Annotated in this window: 21 protein-coding genes; all 21 read right to left on the bottom strand. The window is 62.0% G+C overall.

Annotated features, from left to right (window positions below; all coding sequences use genetic code 11):
- Window positions 1-8 precede the first annotated feature (8 nt).
- Window positions 9-2054, bottom strand: a complete 2046-nt coding sequence (gene nuoL / locus ISP18_RS03700) for an NADH-quinone oxidoreductase subunit L (RefSeq protein ID WP_380017126.1) — start codon at window positions 2052-2054, stop codon at window positions 9-11.
- A 5-nt stretch (window positions 2055-2059) separates the two neighbouring features.
- Entirely contained in the window at window positions 2060-2365 is a 306-nt protein-coding gene (gene nuoK / locus ISP18_RS03705; RefSeq protein ID WP_325364855.1) for an NADH-quinone oxidoreductase subunit NuoK, read from the bottom strand.
- Complete coding sequence (locus ISP18_RS03710; RefSeq protein WP_380017129.1) at window positions 2362-3015, bottom strand: NADH-quinone oxidoreductase subunit J; 654 nt, start codon at window positions 3013-3015, stop codon at window positions 2362-2364. Before ISP18_RS03710 ends, nuoK begins: the two co-directional genes overlap by 4 nt.
- A gap of 12 nt (window positions 3016-3027) precedes the next feature.
- Window positions 3028-3519: an NADH-quinone oxidoreductase subunit NuoI gene (gene nuoI, locus ISP18_RS03715; RefSeq protein WP_380017131.1), complete on the bottom strand. Its 492-nt coding sequence runs from the start codon at window positions 3517-3519 to the stop codon at window positions 3028-3030.
- A 9-nt stretch (window positions 3520-3528) separates the two neighbouring features.
- Window positions 3529-4557 (bottom strand): NADH-quinone oxidoreductase subunit NuoH, encoded by a 1029-nt coding sequence (nuoH, locus tag ISP18_RS03720; RefSeq protein ID WP_380017133.1) that lies wholly within the window; start codon window positions 4555-4557, stop codon window positions 3529-3531.
- Window positions 4558-4560: 3 nt separating this feature from the next.
- Entirely contained in the window at window positions 4561-6888 is a 2328-nt protein-coding gene (nuoG, locus tag ISP18_RS03725) for an NADH-quinone oxidoreductase subunit NuoG (RefSeq protein WP_380017135.1), read from the bottom strand.
- A complete protein-coding gene (nuoF, locus tag ISP18_RS03730) occupies window positions 6885-8207 on the bottom strand; it encodes an NADH-quinone oxidoreductase subunit NuoF (protein ID WP_380017137.1) in 1323 nt (440 codons plus the stop codon). Before nuoF ends, nuoG begins: the two co-directional genes overlap by 4 nt.
- Before the next feature lie 10 nt (window positions 8208-8217).
- Window positions 8218-8745: an NADH-quinone oxidoreductase subunit NuoE gene (gene nuoE, locus ISP18_RS03735; protein WP_380017139.1), complete on the bottom strand. Its 528-nt coding sequence runs from the start codon at window positions 8743-8745 to the stop codon at window positions 8218-8220.
- A 19-nt stretch (window positions 8746-8764) separates the two neighbouring features.
- The gene (locus ISP18_RS03740; protein WP_380017141.1) at window positions 8765-10024 is read right to left on the bottom strand and encodes an NADH-quinone oxidoreductase subunit D; all 1260 of its coding nucleotides are present in this window, start codon (window positions 10022-10024) and stop codon (window positions 8765-8767) included.
- 2 nt (window positions 10025-10026) lie between these two features.
- Complete coding sequence (locus tag ISP18_RS03745; RefSeq protein ID WP_380017142.1) at window positions 10027-10755, bottom strand: NADH-quinone oxidoreductase subunit C; 729 nt, start codon at window positions 10753-10755, stop codon at window positions 10027-10029.
- Between the two features lie 15 nt (window positions 10756-10770).
- Window positions 10771-11328, bottom strand: coding sequence for a NuoB/complex I 20 kDa subunit family protein (locus ISP18_RS03750; RefSeq protein WP_380017144.1), 558 nt, complete (start codon window positions 11326-11328; stop codon window positions 10771-10773).
- Window positions 11319-11675 carry an NADH-quinone oxidoreductase subunit A gene (locus tag ISP18_RS03755; RefSeq protein ID WP_380017146.1) on the bottom strand — a complete coding sequence of 119 codons (357 nt, stop codon included), beginning with the start codon at window positions 11673-11675 and terminating at the stop codon, window positions 11319-11321. The genes ISP18_RS03750 and ISP18_RS03755 overlap by 10 nt, the downstream gene beginning before the upstream one ends.
- Before the next feature lie 334 nt (window positions 11676-12009).
- A complete protein-coding gene (locus tag ISP18_RS03760; RefSeq protein ID WP_380017148.1) occupies window positions 12010-12363 on the bottom strand; it encodes a PilZ domain-containing protein in 354 nt (117 codons plus the stop codon).
- A gap of 172 nt (window positions 12364-12535) precedes the next feature.
- Complete coding sequence (locus ISP18_RS03765; protein ID WP_380017150.1) at window positions 12536-13441, bottom strand: PIG-L deacetylase family protein; 906 nt, start codon at window positions 13439-13441, stop codon at window positions 12536-12538.
- A 14-nt stretch (window positions 13442-13455) separates the two neighbouring features.
- Window positions 13456-14391: a DNA polymerase III subunit delta' gene (gene holB, locus ISP18_RS03770; protein WP_380017152.1), complete on the bottom strand. Its 936-nt coding sequence runs from the start codon at window positions 14389-14391 to the stop codon at window positions 13456-13458.
- On the bottom strand, window positions 14388-15023 hold the full coding sequence (gene tmk, locus ISP18_RS03775; protein ID WP_380017154.1) for a dTMP kinase: 636 nt from the start codon (window positions 15021-15023) through the stop codon (window positions 14388-14390). The genes holB and tmk overlap by 4 nt, the downstream gene beginning before the upstream one ends.
- Window positions 15020-16060 (bottom strand): endolytic transglycosylase MltG, encoded by a 1041-nt coding sequence (mltG, locus tag ISP18_RS03780; RefSeq protein WP_380017156.1) that lies wholly within the window; start codon window positions 16058-16060, stop codon window positions 15020-15022. Before mltG ends, tmk begins: the two co-directional genes overlap by 4 nt.
- Window positions 16057-16872, bottom strand: coding sequence for an aminodeoxychorismate lyase (gene pabC / locus ISP18_RS03785; RefSeq protein ID WP_380017158.1), 816 nt, complete (start codon window positions 16870-16872; stop codon window positions 16057-16059). Before pabC ends, mltG begins: the two co-directional genes overlap by 4 nt.
- The gene (locus tag ISP18_RS03790) at window positions 16872-18221 is read right to left on the bottom strand and encodes an aminodeoxychorismate synthase component I (RefSeq protein ID WP_380017160.1); all 1350 of its coding nucleotides are present in this window, start codon (window positions 18219-18221) and stop codon (window positions 16872-16874) included. The genes pabC and ISP18_RS03790 overlap by 1 nt, the downstream gene beginning before the upstream one ends.
- Window positions 18221-19459 carry a beta-ketoacyl-ACP synthase II gene (gene fabF / locus ISP18_RS03795; protein WP_380017162.1) on the bottom strand — a complete coding sequence of 413 codons (1239 nt, stop codon included), beginning with the start codon at window positions 19457-19459 and terminating at the stop codon, window positions 18221-18223. The genes ISP18_RS03790 and fabF overlap by 1 nt, the downstream gene beginning before the upstream one ends.
- A 196-nt stretch (window positions 19460-19655) precedes the next feature.
- Window positions 19656-19898 (bottom strand): acyl carrier protein, encoded by a 243-nt coding sequence (gene acpP / locus ISP18_RS03800; protein ID WP_380017164.1) that lies wholly within the window; start codon window positions 19896-19898, stop codon window positions 19656-19658.
- Window positions 19899-20035 lie beyond the last annotated feature (137 nt).

The following is a 20035-nucleotide window of genomic DNA, read 5'->3' on the forward strand; positions in this document are numbered from 1 at the left end:
GCTTCCCTTTAGTGCTGCCCGACCAGCCAATATCCGCCCAGGAGCAGGATCAGGCCAAGGATCATCGCAAACGCGTAGTGGTACAGATAACCGGACTGGACACGGCGCATGCTCGCGGCGATGCGCTGAACCAGGCTTGCCGAACCGTCGATCAGCACACCATCGATAACCGCGGCGTCGCCGCCCTTCCAGAACATGCGACCCAACGCAACACCGCCGCGGGCAAAGATCGCAAAGTAGATGTCGTCTACCCAGTACTTGCGGTCGAGGATAGTCCACAGCGGCTTAAGTGCGCTCTTGATCTTGTCAGCCACCGGCGGATTAAACAAATAGATGTAGGTGGTAATGATGAACGCCGCCAGCACTAGGAAGAACGGCAGCTGGGTAAACCCATGCAGCGCCATTGCTAGCGAACCATGGAATTCTTTGCCGACTTCGCCGAGCACGTTATTGGCTTCATCCACATGGATGGCACCACCGAACCAGTTGCCGAACAGCATCGGCTGTACGGTGAAGATGCCCACCAACAGCGACGGAATGGCCAGCAGGATCAACGGCAGCGTCACCACCCACGGCGACTCCTTCGGCGGATGATGCAGCACGCCCGGCTCGTGATGATCATGATCGTCATGATGATCGTCGTGACCATGTGCATCGTGATGGTCATGATGCTCGACCACCTTGAAACGTTCCTTGCCATGGAAAGTCATGTACATCTGGCGAAACGTGTAAGTCGCAGTCACGAAGGCACCGACTATCACGCAGATATATGCGTAACCAGAACCCCAGCGATGCGACTCGTGCACGGCATCGATGATCGAGTCCTTCGAATAGAAACCTGAGAAGAACGGCACACCACACAGCGCCAGCGCACCAACCCACATCGTGATCCAGGTAATCGGCATGTACTTGCGCAGACCGCCCATGTAGCGCATATCCTGCTCATGGTGCATGGCGATGATCACCGAGCCAGCACCGAGGAACAGCAACGCCTTGAAGAACGCGTGCGTCATCAGGTGATACACCGCGCCGGAATAGGCGGACACACCCAGCGCCACCGTCATGTAGCCAAGCTGCGATAGTGTGGAGTACGCCACCACGCGCTTGATGTCGTTCTGCACGATGCCGATCGAACCCGTGAACAGCGCGCCTGTTGCACCAATCACCAACACAACACTCAGCGCAGTTTCCGACAGCTCGTACAGCGGCGACATACGCGCCACCATGAAGATGCCGGCCGTCACCATCGTCGCGGCGTGGATCAGCGCGGAGATCGGGGTCGGGCCTTCCATCGAATCGGGCAGCCACACGTGCAGCGGCACCTGTGCCGACTTACCCATCGCGCCGACGAACAACAGGATGCAGATTACTGTGGCCGCATCCCAGTGGATGTTCTGGGTCAGCGTCAGTGTCTTGCCCACCAAGGTCGGAGCCGATGCGAATGCTGTGGCGTAATCCAGCGTACCGAGGAAGTACAGGATCGCAGCGATACCGAGCAGGAAGCCGAAGTCGCCCACGCGGTTCACGATGAACGCCTTGAGGTTGGCATAGATTGCCGTCGGGCGCTTGAACCAGAAACCGATCAGCAGGTACGACACCAGGCCCACCGCTTCCCAGCCGAAGAACAGCTGCAGGAAGTTGTTGCTCATCACGAGCATCAACATCGAGAAGGTGAACAGCGAGATGTAGCTGAAGAAACGCTGGTAGCCATCGTCATCCGCCATATAGCCGATGGTGTACACGTGCACCAGCAGCGACACGAAGGTGACAACCACCATCATCATCGCGGTGAGGCGATCGATGAGGAAGCCCACGCTGGCGGTGTACTTGCCGATCTCGAACCAGGTGTAGATGTTGTGGTTGTAGACCGGCGCGCCGCCCGCGGTGATCTGGTACAGCACATAGAACGACAGGCCGCAGGAAATCAGCAGGCCCAGGATGGTGACGCTATGCGCACCGACGCGGCCGATCTGTTTGCCGAGGAACCCGGCCAGCAGGCAGCCGACCAGCGGCGCCAGCGCAATGGTCAACAGAATGGAGGAGGAAAGTTCCATGATGCTCAACCCTTCATGCTGTCGATTTCGGCGACGTTGACCGTGCTGCGGTTACGGAACAGCAACACCAGGATCGCCAGGCCGATCGCCGATTCCGCGGCGGCCACGGTGAGAATGAAGAACACGAAAACCTGCCCCGCCACGTCGTGACCGAAGCGGGAGAAGGCCACGAAGTTGATGTTGACGGCGAGCAGCATCAGCTCGATCGCCATTAACAGCACGATCACGTTCTTACGGTTGATGAACAGCCCCGCCACCGAAATGCAGAACAGGATCGCGCCCAGCACGATGTAATGCGAAAGCGTAATCATGGCTTCGACTCCTGAGCCGGCGCGGGCTGGCTATCGACCGGCCGCTCCGCTGCCATCTTGATGATGCGCACGCGGTCGCTGGCCTTCACGGCCACCTGCTCGCTGGCCTGCTGCTTGCGCGTGCCTGCGCGGTGGCGCAGCGTCAGCGCGACGGCAGCAATCACGCCTACGGTGAGGATCAGCGCAGCGACCTCGAACGGCAGCAGGTACTGCGTGTACAGCGCCATGCCCAGCCACTCGGTGTTGGACATGCCGGCGGCGGTGGCCGGGTTCTCGCCCATCGTCTGCGCATGCATTACGCGCACGCCGATCAGGCCGAGCATTTCCAGCAACATCACCACTGCCACGATCAGGCCGACGGGCAGGAACTTCACGAAGCCCTCGCGCAGTTTTTCCTGGTCGATGTCCAGCATCATCACCACGAACAGGAACAGCACCATCACTGCACCGACGTAGACCACGATCAGCGCGATGGCAAGGAACTCTGCCTCCGCCAGCATCCAGATGCAGGCGGTGCTGAAGAAGGTGAGCACCAGCGCCAACACGGCGTGCACCGAGTTGCGAAGTGTGATCACTGAGAGTGCCGCCGCCACGGTAACCGCGGCGAAGGCATAGAAACACACGAGTTGGAACATTTGCGGATCGATCATGATGTCCCGTCCTCAGCGATAGGCCGCGTCTTGAGCGCGGGCCGCCGCGATCTCCGCTTCGAAGCGGTCGCCGATGGCCAGCAGCTGCGGCTTGGTCACCACGTTCTCACCGCGATGTTCGAAGTGGTATTCGTGGATGTGCGTCTCGACGATCGAGTCTACTGGGCAGCTTTCCTCGCAGAAGCCGCAGTAAATGCACTTGAACAGGTCGATGTCGTAGCGCGTGGTGCGGCGCTGGCCGTCGCTGGCGCGCGGCGCGGAGTCGATCGTGATCGCCAGCGCCGGGCACACCGCCTCGCACAGCTTGCATGCGATGCAGCGTTCCTCGCCGTTGGCGTAACGGCGCAGCGCATGCAGGCCGCGAAAGCGGTTGGACTTGGGAATGTGCTCCATTGGGTAGCGCATCGTGTATTTCGGACTGAACAGGTACCGAAACGTCACCGCCATGCCCTGGAACAATTCGATGAGCAGCAGGCTCTTGAAGTAGTTGGTAACGCGAGACATGGCTTTTCCTCAGCCTCCCGTGCCGATGTGGACCAGGCCGTAGTACTTCATGCAGCCGGCAACGAGTACCCAGACGATGGCGATGGGAATGAACACCTTCCAGCCCAGTCGCATGATCTGGTCATAGCGATAGCGCGGGAAGGTGGCACGGAACCACAGGAACATGGTCGCGAATACAAATACCTTGGCGAACAGCCACAGGATGCTCGGATGCCCCAGCACCGGCACGGCGGCCGGAATCGGGCTCAGCCAACCGCCCCAGAACAGGATCGCGGCCAGGAAGCTGACCAAGATCATGTTGGCGTATTCGGCCAGAAAGAACAGCGCGAACGCCGAACCCGAATACTCTACGTGGAAGCCTGCCACGATTTCCGATTCACCTTCGGCCACGTCGAACGGCGCGCGGTTGGTTTCGGCCACACCCGAGATGAAGTAGACGACGAACACCGGCAGCAGCGGCCACATGAACCAGTCGAAGAGACCCTTGTGGCCGGCCTGCGCATTGACGATGTCGGTGAGGTTCAGGCTGCCGGACAGCACCAGCACGCACACCAGGCACAAGCCCATGGCCAGTTCGTACGAGATCACCTGCGCCGCGGAACGCATCGCGCCAAGCAGCGCGTAGCGCGAGTTCGAGGCCCAACCGGCCAGAATGATGCCGTACACACCCAGCGAGGTCATCGCCAGCAGGTACAACAGACCTGCGTTGGCGTTGGACAGCGCCAGCTTGTCGCTGAAGGGAATCACCACCCAGGCGGCGAGAGCCGGTACCAATGCGATAAGCGGTGCGAGGTAGTACAGCACCCTATTCGCATTGGTGGGAAGAATCACTTCCTTGATCAGCAGCTTCGTCACGTCGGCGAAGGCCTGCAGCAAACCGAACGGCCCTACCTTGTTGGGCCCCATGCGGACGTGCATCCAGCCGAGCACCTTGCGCTCCCACCACACGTACATCGCCACCGTGATGACCAACGGCAGTACGACGCAAAGGGTGTAGATGAGCGGCCAGAAAAGCTGATTGATGAGTTGATCGGCCATGGGTTACGCCTTGCTCAAGGTGATGGCCGCGCCATACGGCGGCAGCGTCGCAGTCTGATCGTGGGCGGCCTCGATCCACACGGCGCCATCGGGCACCGTAACATCGATGACCAGCGGCAGGACCGCGTTCGCGAGCTTGACCTTGTCGCCCGCAATCAATCCCTGACGCTGCGCTTCGTTCGCGTTCAAACGCACGGCCGACTCATGATTGAGCGGATGCGCCTGCAGCGAAGTCGCACGGCGGACCACTGCATCGCTGCGATAGATCGGCCAGGTGGCGAGGCGACTAAGGCCCTGCACCGGCTTGCGCTCGACCAAGCCTTGCGACGTCGTTGCCTTGCGCTCGACCATGCCTTCGCGCAGACCGCCGATGTCGTCGAACTCGAAACCGGGCAGCTTCATCAGGCCACCGAGTGCACGCAGCACTTTCCAGCCCGCGCGTGCATCGGCCGGCGCCTTGGCGCCCGCTTCCACACGCTGCAGCAAGCCGTCGACGTTCACCAGCGTGCCTTCAATTTCCGGCAACAGGCCGATCGGCAGGATTACGTCCGCCACTTCGCGCAGCGCTGCGTTGGCGAACGCGCTGAAAGCAACGATGTGCTGTGCACCGCTCAAAGCGTTGGTAATCGCCGCGCCGTCGGCGAAGTCGTACGGAAATTCCAGGCCGTACAGCAGGTAGGCCTTGCGCGGCTGCGCCAGCATAGTCTGTGCATTCAAACCGCCGTTGCCCGGCAGCACACCGGCCTTCGTCAGGCCCACAGCATTGGCACCCACCGGCAATTCGTTACAGGCCGCACCGGTCGCTTCGGCGATGAAGCGCGCGACGGCGCGTAGCCACGATGCCTGCGGATGGGTAACGGCCGCTTCGCCGAGAATGATCACGGACTGACCGGACTTCAACGAAGCCACCGCCTCACGAGCCTTGTCGGTGACCTGCAACGGCGCCAGCGATTCGCCCGAGATGAAGTCCGGCTGTGTGGCGCCCGCTTCGATCGCGGCCTTGGCAAGCACCAGCAGCGAATCGACCAGGTAGTGCGGCGGCACGACAGCTTCGCCAGCGAGGTTGTAGTTGAAGTTGAACTCGGCCGGATTGACTGCGTAGACCTTTGCGCCCTTCTTCACCGCCTGATGGATGCGGTGGTTGAGCAACGGCATTTCGTAACGCAGGTCGGAACCGACCAGCAGCGCCGCCTTAACCTTGTCCACGTTCGCGACCGGCATGGCGAAAGTCTGCGCCACGGCATTGTCGGCGAAGTCGAGCTGGCGGAGGCGATGATCGATGTGCGCACTGCCCAGGCCCTGCGCCAGACGCACCAGCATATCCCCCTCTTCGCTCGTCGTGGCTGGATGCACTAGCACACCCAGATCACTACCCGGCACGCTCTTCAGCGCTTCGACGGCAACGGCGAGCGCGTCTTCCCAGGTGGTGGTCTGCCACTGGCCGTTGCGCTTCACTTCGGGCGCATGCACGCGATCGGCAGCATACAGGCCTTCATGACTGTAGCGGTCACGGTCGGATAGCCAGCATTCGTTAACCGCTTCATTGTCGCGCGGCACCGTACGCAGCACTTCGCCGCGGCGAGTGTGCAGCCACAGGTTGGCGCCTAGCGCATCGTGGTAAGCGACGGACGGCTTGGCGATCAGTTCCCAGGCGCGCGCCTTGAACTGGAACGGCTTGTTGGTGAGCGCGCCCACCGGGCATACGTCGATGACGTTGCCGGACAGTTCGGTTTCCAGCGCCTTGCCGATGTAAGTACCGATCTGCAGGTTCTCACCGCGGCTCATGCCACCGAGTTCGTACGTGCCGGCGATCTCGCTGGTGAAGCGCACACAGCGCGTGCACTGGATGCAGCGGGTCATCTCGGTGGCGACCAGCGAGCCGAGGTTCTCGTCAGCAATAGTGCGCTTGCGTTCGTTGTAGCGCGACACGCTGCGGCCGTAGCCGAGCGCGACGTCCTGCAGCTCGCACTCACCGCCCTGATCGCAGATCGGGCAGTCGAGCGGATGGTTGATCAGCAGGAATTCCATCACGTCGCGCTGGAACTTCAGCGCTTTTTCGGAACGCGTGGTGACCTTCATGCCTTCGGCCACCGGCGTGGCGCAGGCCGGCTGCGGCTTGGGCATGGGACGGCCGCCCATTTCCACGTCCACCAGGCACATGCGGCAGTTGGCGGCGATGGGCAGCTTGCGGTGATAGCAGAAGCGCGGAATCGCGACGCCGATGTTGTCGGCTGCCTCGATGATCATCGCGCCCTTGCGGATCTGCGTGGGCTTGCCATCGATCTCGATGTTGACGAGGTCAGGTGCGGTATTGGCTGGCTGCGCACTCATGCAGCAACTCCACGGGTTTCGGCGAGACGATCGTCGGTCATCGAGCGACCGTGCTGCACGTAGTATTCGAATTCATGCCAGAAGTGATGCAGGAAGCCCTGCACCGGCCACGCCGCGGCTTCGCCGAATGCGCAGATGGTGTGGCCCTCAATCTGGCCCGCGACGGCCTTCAGACGATGCAGGTCGTCCTGCGTGCCCTTGCCTTCCACGATGCGCGACAGCACGCGATACATCCAGCCGGTACCTTCACGGCACGGCGTGCACTGGCCGCAGGATTCCTTGAAGTAGAAGCGCGAGATGCGATGGCAGGCCTTCACCATGCAGGTGGTGTCGTCCATCACGATCACGGCGCCCGAACCCAGACCCGAACCGGCCTTCTGCAGGCTGTCGTAGTCCATGGTGCATTCCATCATCATGTCGGCAGGCAGCACCTTCATCGAGGAGCCGCCGGGAATCACCGCCTTCAGCTTGTTGCCGTTGCGCACGCCACCGGCCATCTCGAGCAGATCCTTGAACGATGTACCGAGACGGATCTCGAAGTTGCCCGGCTTGTTGACGTGGCCGGACACCGAAAAGATCTTCGGGCCGCCGTTGTTCGGCTTGCCAAGGTTCAAGAACCAGTCGGCGCCGTTGCGCAGGATCGCCGGCACCGAGGCATAGGTTTCAGTGTTGTTAATCGTGGTCGGTTTGCCGTACAAGCCGAAGTTGGCCGGGAACGGCGGCTTGAAGCGCGGCTGGCCTTTCTTGCCTTCCAGCGATTCCATCAGCGCGGTTTCTTCACCGCAGATGTAGGCACCGGCGCCCAGCGCGCCGTAGATGTCCACGTCGATGCCGGTGCCTTGGATGTTCTTACCGAGCAGGCCGGCTTCATACGCTTCCTTCAATGCCTCTTCGAAGTGCTCGAAGGGCTCGTGATGGAATTCGCCCCGCAGGTAGTTGTAAGCCACGGTGGAGCCGGTGGCGTAGCAGGCGATCGCCAGGCCTTCGATCACCGAATGCGGGTTAAAGCGCAGGATGTCGCGGTCTTTCGCGGTGCCGGGTTCCGACTCGTCGGAATTGCAGAGGATGTACTTCTGCATGGCGCCCTTCGGCATGAAGGACCACTTCAAACCGGTCGGAAAGCCCGCGCCGCCGCGGCCGCGCAGATTGCTGTTCTTGACGACGTCGACGATCGAGGCGGGATCAGGCTTCTCGGCGAGGATTTTTTTCCACGCCTTATAGCCATCCACCTGCAAATAGCTGTCCATCGACCACGGCTTGTCGAAATGCAGCGTGGTGTAGACGACCTGATGCTCTTGGGGTGCGGGTCCGACTGCCATTGCCCTGCCCTTATTTCAAACCGTCGAGCAGTTCATCGACCTTTTCGATCGTGAGACGCTCGTGGTAATGACCATTGATCGTCATCGCCGGCGCATACACGCACGCGGCAATGCATTCTTCTTCCTGCTTGAGATAGACACGCCCGTCTGGCGTGCTTTCGCCCAGTTTGATGCCCAGCTTCTTCTCGCAATGGCGCGCGATGTCTTCGGCGCCGTTGAGCCAGCAGGAGATGTTGGTGCAGATCGCGACGTTGTTGCGGCCGACGGGTTTTGTTTCCAGCATCGAGTAGAAGCTGGCCACTTCGTACGCCCACACCGCCGGTACGTCGATGTACTTGGCGACGGCGGTGATCAGCTCGTCGGTAAGGTAACCGTGGTTCTGTTCCTGCGCGGCGAACAACGCCTGGATCAGCGCCGAGCGCTTGCGATCCGGCGGGAACTTGCCCAGCCAATGATCGATGTGATGACGCGTGTGCTCGGTGAGCACGACGAGCGGATCGAGGTGTTTGACCTGCTCGTAATTTCCGGTGGCTTTCATGTGTGCATATCCTCCGGGCTCAGCGGTCGACTTCGCCGAACACGAGGTCATAGGTACCGATGACAGCCACCGCGTCGGCCAGCATGTGGCCGCGCACGATGGTGTCCATCGACGAGAGATGCGCGAAGCCCGGCGCGCGCAAATGCACGCGGAAAGGCTTGTTGGCACCATCGGAGATCAGGTAGCAGCCGAATTCGCCCTTCGGCGCTTCCACCGCGGTGTAGGTTTCGCCGGCCGGCACGCCGTAGCCTTCGGTGAACAGCTTGAAGTGGTGGATCAGCGCTTCCATGTCTTCCTTCATGGCCTCGCGCTTGGGCGGCGCGACCTTGAAGTTCTCCACCATCACCGGACCGGGATTGGCGCGCAGCCAGTCCACGCATTGCTTGATGATGCGGTTGGACTGGCGCATTTCTTCCACGCGCACCAGGTAGCGGTCGTAGCAGTCGCCGTTGACGCCGACCGGGATGTCGAAATCCACATCGGCGTACTTCGCATAGGGCTGCTTCTTGCGCAGATCCCAGGCGATGCCGGAGCCGCGCAGCATCGCGCCGGTCATGCCCCACTGCTGGGCCAGTTCCGGCGATACCACGCCAATACCGACGGTGCGCTGTTTCCAGATGCGGTTGTTGGTGAGCAGCTCTTCGTATTCGTCGACCTTCTTGGGGAAGTCGGCGGTGAAGGCGTCAAGGTAGTCGAGCATGGAGCCTTCGCGCCACGCGTTGAGGCGGCTGAGATCCTTGCCCTTGTGCCACGGCGATTCGCGGTACTGGGACATCTTGCCCGGCAGATCGCGATAGACACCACCCGGACGATAGTAAGTAGCGTGCATGCGCGCGCCGGAAACGGCTTCGTAGCAGTCCATTAGCTCTTCGCGCTCGCGGAAGGCGTACAGGAACACCGCCATCGCGCCGAGGTCGAGCGCGTTCGAACCTACCCACATCAGGTGGTTCAAGATGCGGGTGATCTCGTCGAACATGGTGCGGATGTACTGCGCGCGCTCCGGCGCCTCGATGCCCAGCAGGGTTTCGATGGCGCGCACATAAGCGTGCTCGTTGCACATCATCGACACGTAGTCGAGACGATCCATGTAGCCGATCGATTGGTTGAACGGCTTGGATTCGGCCAGTTTTTCGGTACCGCGATGGAGCAGACCGACGTGTGGATCGGCACGGACGATCGTTTCACCATCCATTTCCAGCACCAGACGCAGCACACCGTGCGCGGCAGGATGCTGCGGACCGAAGTTCATCGTGTAATTGCGAATTTCTTGCGCGGCCATGCTCAGTTCTCCCGCCAATGGTCGGCGGCTTCCGCCTTCGCTTGAATCAGATCGGCGTCATCGCGGATCACGCGCGGCACCAGCACGCGCGGTTCGATCGACACAGGTTCGTAGATCACGCGCTTCTGCTCGGGGTCGTAACGCACTTCCACGTTGCCGATCAGCGGAAAATCCTTGCGGAACGGATGGCCGACGAAACCGTAGTCGGTAAGGATGCGGCGCAGATCCGGATGGCCGTCGTAAATGATGCCGAACAGGTCGAACGACTCGCGCTCGAACCAGTTCAGACCCGGCCAGATGTGCACCAGTGAGGGCACTACGGGCAGGTCGTTGTCGTCGCAGAACACACGTACGCGCAGGCGCTGATTGAATTCGATCGACAACAGGTGGAACACCGAGGCGTAGCGCTTGGGAATCGACACGTTGCGCGGACGATCGGCCCATGTAAAGCGACCTTGCGCCTCACCTTCCACACCGCGCGAGAAGCCGTTGCCGGACACGTCAGTGGTATCCCACTCGGTTTGGCCGTAGCTGAGGTAATCCACGCCGCATAGGTCGACCGCTTCGCTGAAGCGGAAACCGGGCTCGTCGCGCAACGACGTCGCCACGGACAGTAGGTGCGCGGCATCCACTTCCGCCGTGGTCTGACCGTTCGCCACGCTGATTTTCAGCAGATCGCCGAATCGCGCGGCAAGCCGCTCGGCCAGCGAGTTCGTTTGCGTATCGCTCATGACTGACTGCGCCTTTTAGGAACGCGCGATGGTGCTGGTACGACGGATTTTCTTCTGCAACTGCAGGATGCCGTGGATCAACGCCTCGGCCGTGGGCGGACAGCCCGGCACGTAGATGTCCACCGGCACAATGCGGTCGCAGCCGCGTACGACTGAATAGGAATAGTGGTAATAGCCGCCGCCGTTTGCGCAGCTGCCCATGGAAATGACCCACTTCGGATCGGGCATCTGGTCATAGACCTTGCGCAACGCGGGGGCCATCTTGTTGACCAGCGTGCCGGCCACGATCATCACGTCGGACTGACGCGGACTCGGGCGGAACACCACGCCGTAGCGATCCAGGTCCAGGCGCGCGGCACCGGCATGCATCATTTCCACCGCGCAGCAGGCGAGGCCGAACGTCATCGGCCACATCGAACCAGTGCGCGCCCAGTTCATCAAGGCATCGACCGTCGTGGTGACTGCACCGCGCTGGATGACGGGGTTGTCGCCGGCCGGACGCAGGATATCGTCCACCAGGTTCAACGGCTGCGGGTTGTGCATCACCCGGTCAATGGCGGAGATCACTCCCATTCCAGTGCTCCCTTCTTCCATACGTAGGCAAAACCGACCACCAGCAGCAACAGGAACAGCGCCATTTCAATCAGCGCAACGATGCCGATGTGCTGGAACACCACCGCCCAAGGAAAGAGGAAGGCGATTTCCAGATCGAAAATGATGAAGAGGATGGCGAGGAGGTAGTAGCGCACGTCGAACTGCATGCGCGCATCCTCGAAGGCCTCGAAGCCGCATTCGTACGGGGAAAGCTTCTCCGACTCCGGACGACGGGGACCGGCCAGCAGGCCGATGATGAGGAGGGCGATGCCCAGTCCGCTGGCAACGCCGAGGAACAAGAGAACGGGCCAATATTCGGCAAGCACGATGTAACTGACCTCCGCACCCTTTGAGTGCATCAGCGACCGTCGGGGCAAACGGTCCGGAAGTTTGATTCGGCGGGCTGTCCAGCTCTGTGTGAGATGCAGTGCAGGCGCTCGGATCCTCGGGACAGGCCCGAGAATCACGACATTGTATCAGTGGGCACGGGTACGCCGACAAGCCTTGTGTGGCGCACCATGGGATATTTCTTGCAATAAAGTTTGTGTGCGAAACGTTCAATTCGCGGATCAAACGTTCAATAACTCCGGGCAGACGTATGATCCGGCCTGCCCACAGCGACTTCTCGGCGCGTGTCGCGGTACCGCGCCCGAACGATCGCTACATGGTCTGCGTGGCGCGCTCGGAGTTGAGCACGCCGGCAAGCAAGGCCTCGATGCGGCCACGCGCTGCCTCACCGTCCGACGAGTCATTGAATTGCACGCCGATGCCGGCGGTGCGGTTGCCTTGCGCACCGATCGGTGTGATCCACACGACCTTGCCGGCCACCGATAGGCGCTCGCTTTCGTCGATCAGGCTGATCAGCAGCACTACCTCATCGCCTAACGAATAGCGCTGTGCGGTGGGCGCGAACAGGCCTCCGTGCTTCAGGAACGGCATGTACGCGTTGTAGAGCGACGCCGTGTCCTTGAATTTCAGCGAGATGATGCCCTGGCGGGCGGCGACCGGGTTCATGCCTACTCCTGTCGTGCAGCGCTGTCGGCGAAAGGTGGTAGTACATCCTAACCATGCCGCTCTTTGGGTGCAAAGACGCGTTTGTCAAAGTGAGAGCTGGGGTGCGCAAGCTGCTCCCCGAGAACTTGGGTTGTCGCTCACTCCGAGGTAGTAAGCGCTAAAACTGGCACCGTTACTGGGTTTCGATTTCCCACCATCCCCAATGATCGAAGATCCACGGCGACGGCCAATCCAAATGGAGCTTCACGAAAACCGGACTCGCCTCCGGCACCTGCAGCCGAAACGCGCCACCGGCCTCGCATACCACGGGCGCCTCCAGCCAAGGCCAGTCGCGAACTCCGGCCGGCGACGCCACCAGCAGACGCAGCCAGCGCCGCAAAGCTGCCGGCGGGCGCCAGGGCAGCCGCGCATCCCCTGCTCCGGCATCAACTTGCATATATCGTTCGGGACTAAGCGCCAGGCGGTGCATGCGTCTTCCGCTCAAGGCCATCTGGCTGCGGTGTTCGGCCAGTGCCTGCAGCTTGCGCTCCCGCTGTTCCGATGTGGCGCCAGTCGATAGCCGATAAGCCAGCACATCGGAGGTGCCATGCACCGGATAAGCAAGCAGCGCAGGAGCAGGTTCCATGCCGGCCAGCGCGAGTCGGCACAGCACGTGCGCGGCACCATGATCGGGATGGCTGTCCCGCAAGGCCGGACCGCAGACGAGGTTGGGCCGGAACGCTTCAAGTACTGAACGTATCGCCGCGATCGAACCGTCAAGGTCGTCGCGCAGGCGATCTGTCACTTCCATGTCATGCCAGCCGAGGGGATGCAGCGCAGCCGCCGGCACACTCAGTTGTTCCAGCGCGTGCATCACTTCGTCACGGCGCCGAGTGCCCCAACGCTTGCGCGCGACCTCGTCGATGACCAGCCGCCGCTCCAGGTAGCGCTGCGGCCAAGGGTTGTTATCACCATCCGTCATCAGAATGATGCGGACCTCACCGCCCGCGGCCAGCACCTGTTGCAACAGCAGCCCGCAACCCAGCGTCTCATCATCCGGATGCGGCGCGACCACTAGCAAGCGGGTCTGCGCGGACACCGACCATGGATGCATTAGCGCCAGCGCCCCAAGAGCTCCAGCAGCAGCAGATCTCCCCGCAGCGGACCGCGCAGCGCCTCGCGTGTGCGATTGACGGCGTCGTACCACGCCATCAGGTTTTCGCCGTCGAGCGTGCTGGCAAGCGGAGCGGCTTGCGCGGTGGCACGCGCACGCATTTCATCGGCCACCGCTTGCGCCGCGAACCACAGGCGCTGTTCGGGCGCGTCATCAAGCCAGCGCTTGCCCATCGCCAGCGCATCGCCGCGGCCGGAGGCCAACGCGGCGAGATCCTTGCGCACTTCCTGTCGCTGCGTGAGCGCGTCCTCTTTCGCCCAGATTTGCGCAAGCCCGGGATTGCCGCCCGCCGCGGCCAATGCAGCCTGCGCATCGCGCACGCCGACTTGCTGCAACCAGGCCAACGCTTCTTCCGGTTTTGGCAACTGGAAATCGATGCGCTGGCAGCGGCTGCGAATGGTTGCCGGCATGCGCCACGGTGCGTCGGCCACCAGGATCAGCATGGTTTGCGTAGCGGGTTCTTCGAGCGTTTTCAGCAACGCGTTCGCCGCCGCGGTATTCATCGCATCGGCCGGATCGATGCTGGCAATCTGCCAGCCGCCGAACTGGCTGGCCGTACATAAGCGCGCGGAGAGCTCGCGAACCTGATCGACCACGATGTCCGAACGCTGCACGCCGTCCTTGCGCAGGCCGTAACTCAAGGCCACGTAGTCCGGATGCGTGCCCGCGTCGAGCAGTAGACAGCTACGGCAGGTGCCGCAGGCATCGCCATCGTGCGGATGCTGGCACAGCAACCCGCGCACGAAGCGCCGCATAAAATCACGCTTGCCCAACCCCTGCGGACCGCACAGCAATAATGCATGCGGCAAGGCACCGCGTTGGCGGCGCGCCTGCAAGCGCGCCCAAAGATCGACGTGCCAGGACGGAATGCTCATCGGCTTGCCTCGAACAGATGTTCCGTGGCCGCGATCGCCGTCTCAAGTACCTGCTCCGGTGGCTGGCTGGCGTCGATCACGCGGAAGCGTCGCGGCTCGGCATTCGCGCGTTCGCGGTAAGCGTTACGCACACGCTCGAAGAACACGTCCGCTTCCACTTCAATGCGATCTGCGGCACCGCGGCCGGCAGCACGCGCACGGCCGGTCGACACCGGCAGATCGAGCAGCAACGTGAGATCCGGTTTCAGACCCGCGCACGCCCAGCGTTCCAATTCGGCAATGCGTTCGACCGGCTGCCCGCGACCACCGCCTTGGTAGGCATAACTGGCATCCACGTAGCGATCGCACAACACCCACTGCCCTGCTTCCAGCGCGGGCTGGATGCGTTCGCGCACCAGTTGCGCGCGCGATGCAAACATCAGCAACAGTTCGCTTTCCGCACTGATTGCCGAATGCGCCGGATCGAGCACGATCGATCGGATCGCTTCGCCCAACGGCGTGCCACCCGGTTCGCGTACTTGTAGCAGCGTCACGCCTTGCTGCAGCAGATGCGCGTGCAAGCCGGCGAGCAAGGTGCTCTTGCCCGCGCCTTCGCCGCCTTCTAGGGAAATGAAACGTCCACGCTCGCTCATCGGCAGTGCTTCAACTGATAGCAGGCGACGTTGCGATTCTGTTCGTCCAGCGTACTGGCGAACACGTGCGTGCCGTCACCTCGCGATACGAAGTACAGCGCATCGCCCGGCGCCGGATGCAGCGCCGCTTCGATCGCCGGCTTACCTGGCATGGCAATGGGCGTGGGCGGCAGGCCGGGCCGCGTATAGGTGTTGTAGGGTGTGTCGGTGGTCAGATCGCTCTTGTGGATGTTGCCCGTGTAACTGGCGCCCATGCCGTAGATCACCGTCGGATCAGTCTGCAGCAACATATTCTTCTGCAAGCGACGGATGAAGACACCTGAGATGCGTGGACGCTCTTCAGCGCGGCCGGTTTCCTTCTCGATGATGGAGGCCAGGATCAGTGCATCGTACGAGGTGGCCAGCGGCAGACTGGGATCGCGTTGCGCCCATAGCGCCGCCAGCGTCTTGGTCATGGCTTCGTGCGCGCGGCGCAGCACGTCCAGATCGCTGTCACCTTTTACGTAGGCGTAGGTTTCCGGCAGGAAGCGTCCTTCCGGTTTTTCACCAGGCGCGCCGATCTTCTGCATGATGGCAGCGTCATCGAGACCCGTGGTTTCGTGTTTCAGCCTGTCCGCCTTGGCCAATGCTTGCAGCACATCATGGAAGGTCCATCCATCAACGATGGTGACGTCACGCTGCAGTACCTTGCCCTGCGCCATGCTCGTGAGCAGTTGCTCTGGAGTAATGCCGGGAGTGATCGCGTATTCGCCAGCGTGCAGGCGACCTGCCACATGCATCCGCTCGGCCAATAGCCGCCAGTAAAACGGCGCGGAAGTGGTAAGGCCTTGCGCGCGCAACTGATGCACGATGTCCTTGAAGCTGGTGCCGCGCTCGATGTCGACACTTTCGCCCGTGGCGCTGATGCGTAGCGGGGTCACCGCAAAGCGGATGAAGTCGCGCCAGAACCATCCGGCAGCGGCGACGAATGCAAGCAACAGAATCAACAGCAGCAGACGCCACCGCACGCGTCCCAGTTGTGTACTGCCTCGTATCATGCCTGCTCCATCGGGAAACCCAACGCACGCCAATGCTGCTGCATAGCGCGGACGACCGGACCGGGAGCGTACACGGTATCGCCCACGGCCTGAACAGGCAGGATGCCGCGAACGCTGGAGCTGAGGAAGAGCTCGGAGGCACGCAAGGCTTCGTCGTGTGGAAGATCACGCACTTGGCAATGCGGAAAAGCATCGAGCATGGCCGCACGAGCCACCCCGGCCACGCCGCAACGATCCACCGCCGGTGTCACCGGCACGCCGTCGATGACGGCGAAGAGATTGGCAGCGGTGGCCGAAATGACATTGCCATGACGATCGCAGACCAGCCCTTCGCCGATCGCCGGATCGTTCCACTCAGCGCGTGCCAGCACTTGCTCGAGGCGATTGAGATGTTTGATGCCGGCCAGCAATGGCTGATCGGCTAGCGTGGTTTGGCAACGATGCAAGCGGATGCCATCGGCATATAGCGATTCAGGCAATGCGGGCAGCGGAAATGCCGCGACGATACGTGTTGGTACAACGACAGCCGGTGGCGCATAACCGCGTTCGCCCACGCCACGCGTCAAGGTGATGCGCAACACGAACCGCAACAGGGTGGCGCCGACTTGTTGTGCCTCCTGCCAAAGCAATGCCCTATTCGGCATCGGCAGGCGCAATCGCTCGCAGCCGAGGGCGAGACGCTGCATATGCCTGTTCCATAGCGGTGCCGCGTCGCGCTCAAAGCGGATCGTTTCGAACAAGCCGTCGCCGTAGCTCAGCCCACGATCGAGCGCTGAGATGCTTTCACTCGGCTGGCCGTTGACCAGCATCATCAGCCGGCCACTCCTAGCGCTCGCAACATACCGCGTGCCTTGGCGCGCGTTTCGTCCAGTTCTTTCGCCGCATCCGAATCGGCCACGATGCCGGCACCCGCACGCAGGCTCACTTCATTACCGTGCAAGGTCAGCGTGCGGATGAGGATGTTCAGATCGAGATCGCCGTTGCGATCGAGATAGCCCAGCGCGCCGGTATAGGCGCCGCGCGGCGCGTCCTCCAGCATGGCAATGATCTCCATGCAGCGCACCTTGGGACAACCGGTAATGGTGCCGCCGGGAAAGGTCGCCGCAATCACCTGCCCCGGCGTGACGCCTTCGCGCAAACGGCCACGTACGTTGGACACGATGTGATGCACGTGCGCGTAGCTTTCCACCACCATCAACTCGTTCACTTCCACCGAGCCGGGCTTGCACACGCGGCCGAGATCGTTGCGCTCCAGGTCGATCAGCATCACGTGCTCAGCGCGCTCCTTGGGATGCGCGGTGAGTTCGCGAATGCGCGCGAGGTCGTCATCTCCCGCCACGCGCGGCCGTGTGCCGGCGATGGGACGCGTCTGCGCCATGCCGCGACGCACTTCAATCAAACGTTCCGGCGAAGAACTGACGACCGCCCAATCCTTCTGCTGTAGCAATCCGGCGAACGGTGCGGGATTAGCACGACGCAAAGCGGCATACAGACTGGCCGCGGAGGGCGCTTCGTCGAAGCGCGCGTGCCACGCACGCGAAAGATTGGCCTGGAACACATCGCCCGCATGCAAGTGCTCGTGAATGCGCGCTACGCCATCGAGAAATCGGGAGGGCGCATCTTCTTCGATCGCCGCCGGAACCGGGAGCGGAGCGATGTTGGGCATGGCAGCGAGATCGGCTTCCATCGCATCAAGCACCCCAGCCTGCTCCGCTTCGGCGATCAGGATGGTGCGTTCATGCAGATGGTCGACGATGATCGCGGCCGGGCAGCGCACCGCCAGTGCGACCGGTAGGATGTCCGAACGATGCAGGCGAAGCGTTGGCTCGACTTCCGCGGCAAGTTCATACGCAAGCAACAGCACCCAGCCGCCGTGGAACGGCAACCCATCATCGGTACCTTGCGGCACACGTTCCACGCGCCAGGCGGCATCGAGTGCATCGAGGAAGCGACCGGTGTGCGTGCGTCCATCGGACTCATGTACCAAGCCGTCGGACATGAGGGTGAGCGTGGATTGGGGGAATGCGAACAGGATGTCGTAGCGCGCATGCGCACTGGTGCGCGTCACGCTTTCCAGCAGCGCGGGATAGCGCTTCGGAAATGCAGCGGCCGGCGCGAGCAGATCGCGCCGGCCGGCAAGGTTACGAGTAACGCAATGCACTAGATGCGACGGAAGGCAAGCGTACCGTTGGTTCCACCGAAGCCGAACGAGTTGGAAATCACGATATCGATCTTCGCCTCGCGCGCGGTGTTCGGCACGAAATCCAGGTCGCAGCCTTCGCTTGGCTCGTCCAGGTTGATCGTGGGCGGCAGCACCTGGTCGCGCATGGCGAGGATGGAGAAGATCGCTTCGACGCCGCCCGCGGCACCCAGCAGGTGGCCTGTGGTGGACTTGGTCGAACTCATCGCCAGCTTGTAGGCGTGATCGCCGAACACGCTCTTGGCTGCCAGCACTTCGCCGAGGTCGCCCAGCGGCGTGGAGGTGCCATGCGCGTTGATGTACTGCACGTCGGTAGGATTGATGTTGCCGTCACGCAGTGCCGCAACCATGCACCGCGCCGCACCTTCGCCGCCCTCGCTAGGCGCAGTGATGTGGTAGGCGTCGCCGCTCATACCGAAACCAACCAGCTCGGCGTAGATCTTCGCGCCGCGCGCCTTGGCGTGCTCGTATTCCTCCAGCACCAGCACGCCAGCGCCGTCGGACAGCACAAAGCCGTCACGATCCTTATCCCACGGACGGCTCGCCTTGGTGGGCTCGTCGTTGCGGGTGGACATGGCCTTGGCTGAGCAGAAACCTGCCATGGCGGTGCCGGTGGTGGCGAACTCGGCGCCGCCGGCGACCATCACGTCGGCATCGCCGTACTGGATCATGCGCGCGGCCAGGCCGATGTTGTGCGCGCCGGTAGTGCAGGCGGTAACACAGGCGATGTTCGGGCCTTTCAGGCCGAACATGATCGACAGGTTGCCTGACACCATGTTGATGATGGAGCTAGGCACAAAGAACGGCGACACGCGGCGCGGGCCTTTCTCGTGCAGATCGATCGAGGTGTCCTCGATGGTATTGAGACCGCCGATGCCGGCGCCCACCGCCACGCCGATGCGCGGTGCATTGGCTTCCGTCACTTCCAGCCCGGAATCACGCAGGGCCTGAGTGCCTGCGGCGACGCCGTAATGGATGAACGGATCCATTTTCTTGATGTCCTTCGGCGGCATCCATTGCGCGGGATCGAAGTCGCGTACCTGGCCGGCAATGCGCGTGGCATAGGCCGTGGCATCAAAGTGCGTGACCGGACCAATGCCGCTGACGCCCTTGAGGATGTTGTTCCAGGCGGTGGCGATGTCGTTGCCGACCGGCGAGATGATGCCCATGCCGGTAACTACCACACGTCGTTTGCTCATGGATCGAATTCCTAGCTGGTTCGGGAAAGCTCGGCCGCGAGGCTACTTTCCGTTCATCGCGATGCGCGCCGATCCTGCACACCATACGGGATCGGACGTTGCAAATTGCAGAAACGAAAACTGCGCCGAGATGGCGCAGCTTCCGATATCACTACGTGGATGCATGGGACGCGTGTGCCTCGTCCCACCACGCAGATCACTGTTCCTTGGTATGGGCCTTGATGTAATCAACGGCCTGCTGCACGGTGGTGATCTTCTCGGCTTCCTCGTCGGGAATCTCGGTTTCGAATTCCTCTTCGAGCGCCATCACCAGTTCAACCGTGTCCAGCGAATCCGCGCCCAGATCGTCTACGAACGAAGAGTTCGGGTTGACCTCGTCTTCCTTCACGCCAAGCTGCTCGACGACGATTTTCTTGACGCGTTCTTCGATGGTGCTCATGTTGCCTTTGCCTCCCAAGGGGAAATTAGTCCGTTTGCCGGGTTTCCGCCGGCAAAGTCTGCGGCATTGTAGTGGCTAAGCCGCGAAGCCGCCAATTATGCCAGGAATACAAGCCGCCGCGGGTACTTGCGGCGCGA

The organism is Dyella humi, assembly GCF_044904605.1.
Taxonomy (GTDB): domain Bacteria; phylum Pseudomonadota; class Gammaproteobacteria; order Xanthomonadales; family Rhodanobacteraceae; genus Dyella_B; species Dyella_B humi.

Bases quoted from the DNA above. Each gene is read 5' to 3' on its own strand.
- nuoK (WP_325364855.1), bottom strand. From the start codon at position 2,365: ATGATTACGCTTTCGCATTACATCGTGCTGGGCGCGATCCTGTTCTGC.
- holB (WP_380017152.1), bottom strand. From the start codon at position 14,391: ATGAGCATTCCGTCCTGGCACGTCGATCTTTGGGCGCGCTTGCAGGCG.
- mltG (WP_380017156.1), bottom strand. From the start codon at position 16,060: ATGATACGAGGCAGTACACAACTGGGACGCGTGCGGTGGCGTCTGCTG.
- ISP18_RS03740 (WP_380017141.1), bottom strand. From the start codon at position 10,024: ATGGCCGCGCAAGAAATTCGCAATTACACGATGAACTTCGGTCCGCAG.
- ISP18_RS03760 (WP_380017148.1), bottom strand. From the start codon at position 12,363: ATGAACCCGGTCGCCGCCCGCCAGGGCATCATCTCGCTGAAATTCAAG.
- nuoL (WP_380017126.1), bottom strand. From the start codon at position 2,054: ATGGAACTTTCCTCCTCCATTCTGTTGACCATTGCGCTGGCGCCGCTG.
- nuoG (WP_380017135.1), bottom strand. From the start codon at position 6,888: ATGAGTGCGCAGCCAGCCAATACCGCACCTGACCTCGTCAACATCGAG.
- nuoE (WP_380017139.1), bottom strand. From the start codon at position 8,745: ATGAAAGCCACCGGAAATTACGAGCAGGTCAAACACCTCGATCCGCTC.
- ISP18_RS03750 (WP_380017144.1), bottom strand. From the start codon at position 11,328: ATGGGAGTGATCTCCGCCATTGACCGGGTGATGCACAACCCGCAGCCG.
- nuoH (WP_380017133.1), bottom strand. From the start codon at position 4,557: ATGGCCGATCAACTCATCAATCAGCTTTTCTGGCCGCTCATCTACACC.
- pabC (WP_380017158.1), bottom strand. From the start codon at position 16,872: ATGATGCTGGTCAACGGCCAGCCGAGTGAAAGCATCTCAGCGCTCGAT.
- ISP18_RS03710 (WP_380017129.1), bottom strand. From the start codon at position 3,015: ATGATCGATCCGCAAATGTTCCAACTCGTGTGTTTCTATGCCTTCGCC.
- ISP18_RS03745 (WP_380017142.1), bottom strand. From the start codon at position 10,755: ATGAGCGATACGCAAACGAACTCGCTGGCCGAGCGGCTTGCCGCGCGA.
- nuoI (WP_380017131.1), bottom strand. From the start codon at position 3,519: ATGTCTCGCGTTACCAACTACTTCAAGAGCCTGCTGCTCATCGAATTG.
- nuoF (WP_380017137.1), bottom strand. From the start codon at position 8,207: ATGGCAGTCGGACCCGCACCCCAAGAGCATCAGGTCGTCTACACCACG.
- tmk (WP_380017154.1), bottom strand. From the start codon at position 15,023: ATGAGCGAGCGTGGACGTTTCATTTCCCTAGAAGGCGGCGAAGGCGCG.
- acpP (WP_380017164.1), bottom strand. From the start codon at position 19,898: ATGAGCACCATCGAAGAACGCGTCAAGAAAATCGTCGTCGAGCAGCTT.
- fabF (WP_380017162.1), bottom strand. From the start codon at position 19,459: ATGAGCAAACGACGTGTGGTAGTTACCGGCATGGGCATCATCTCGCCG.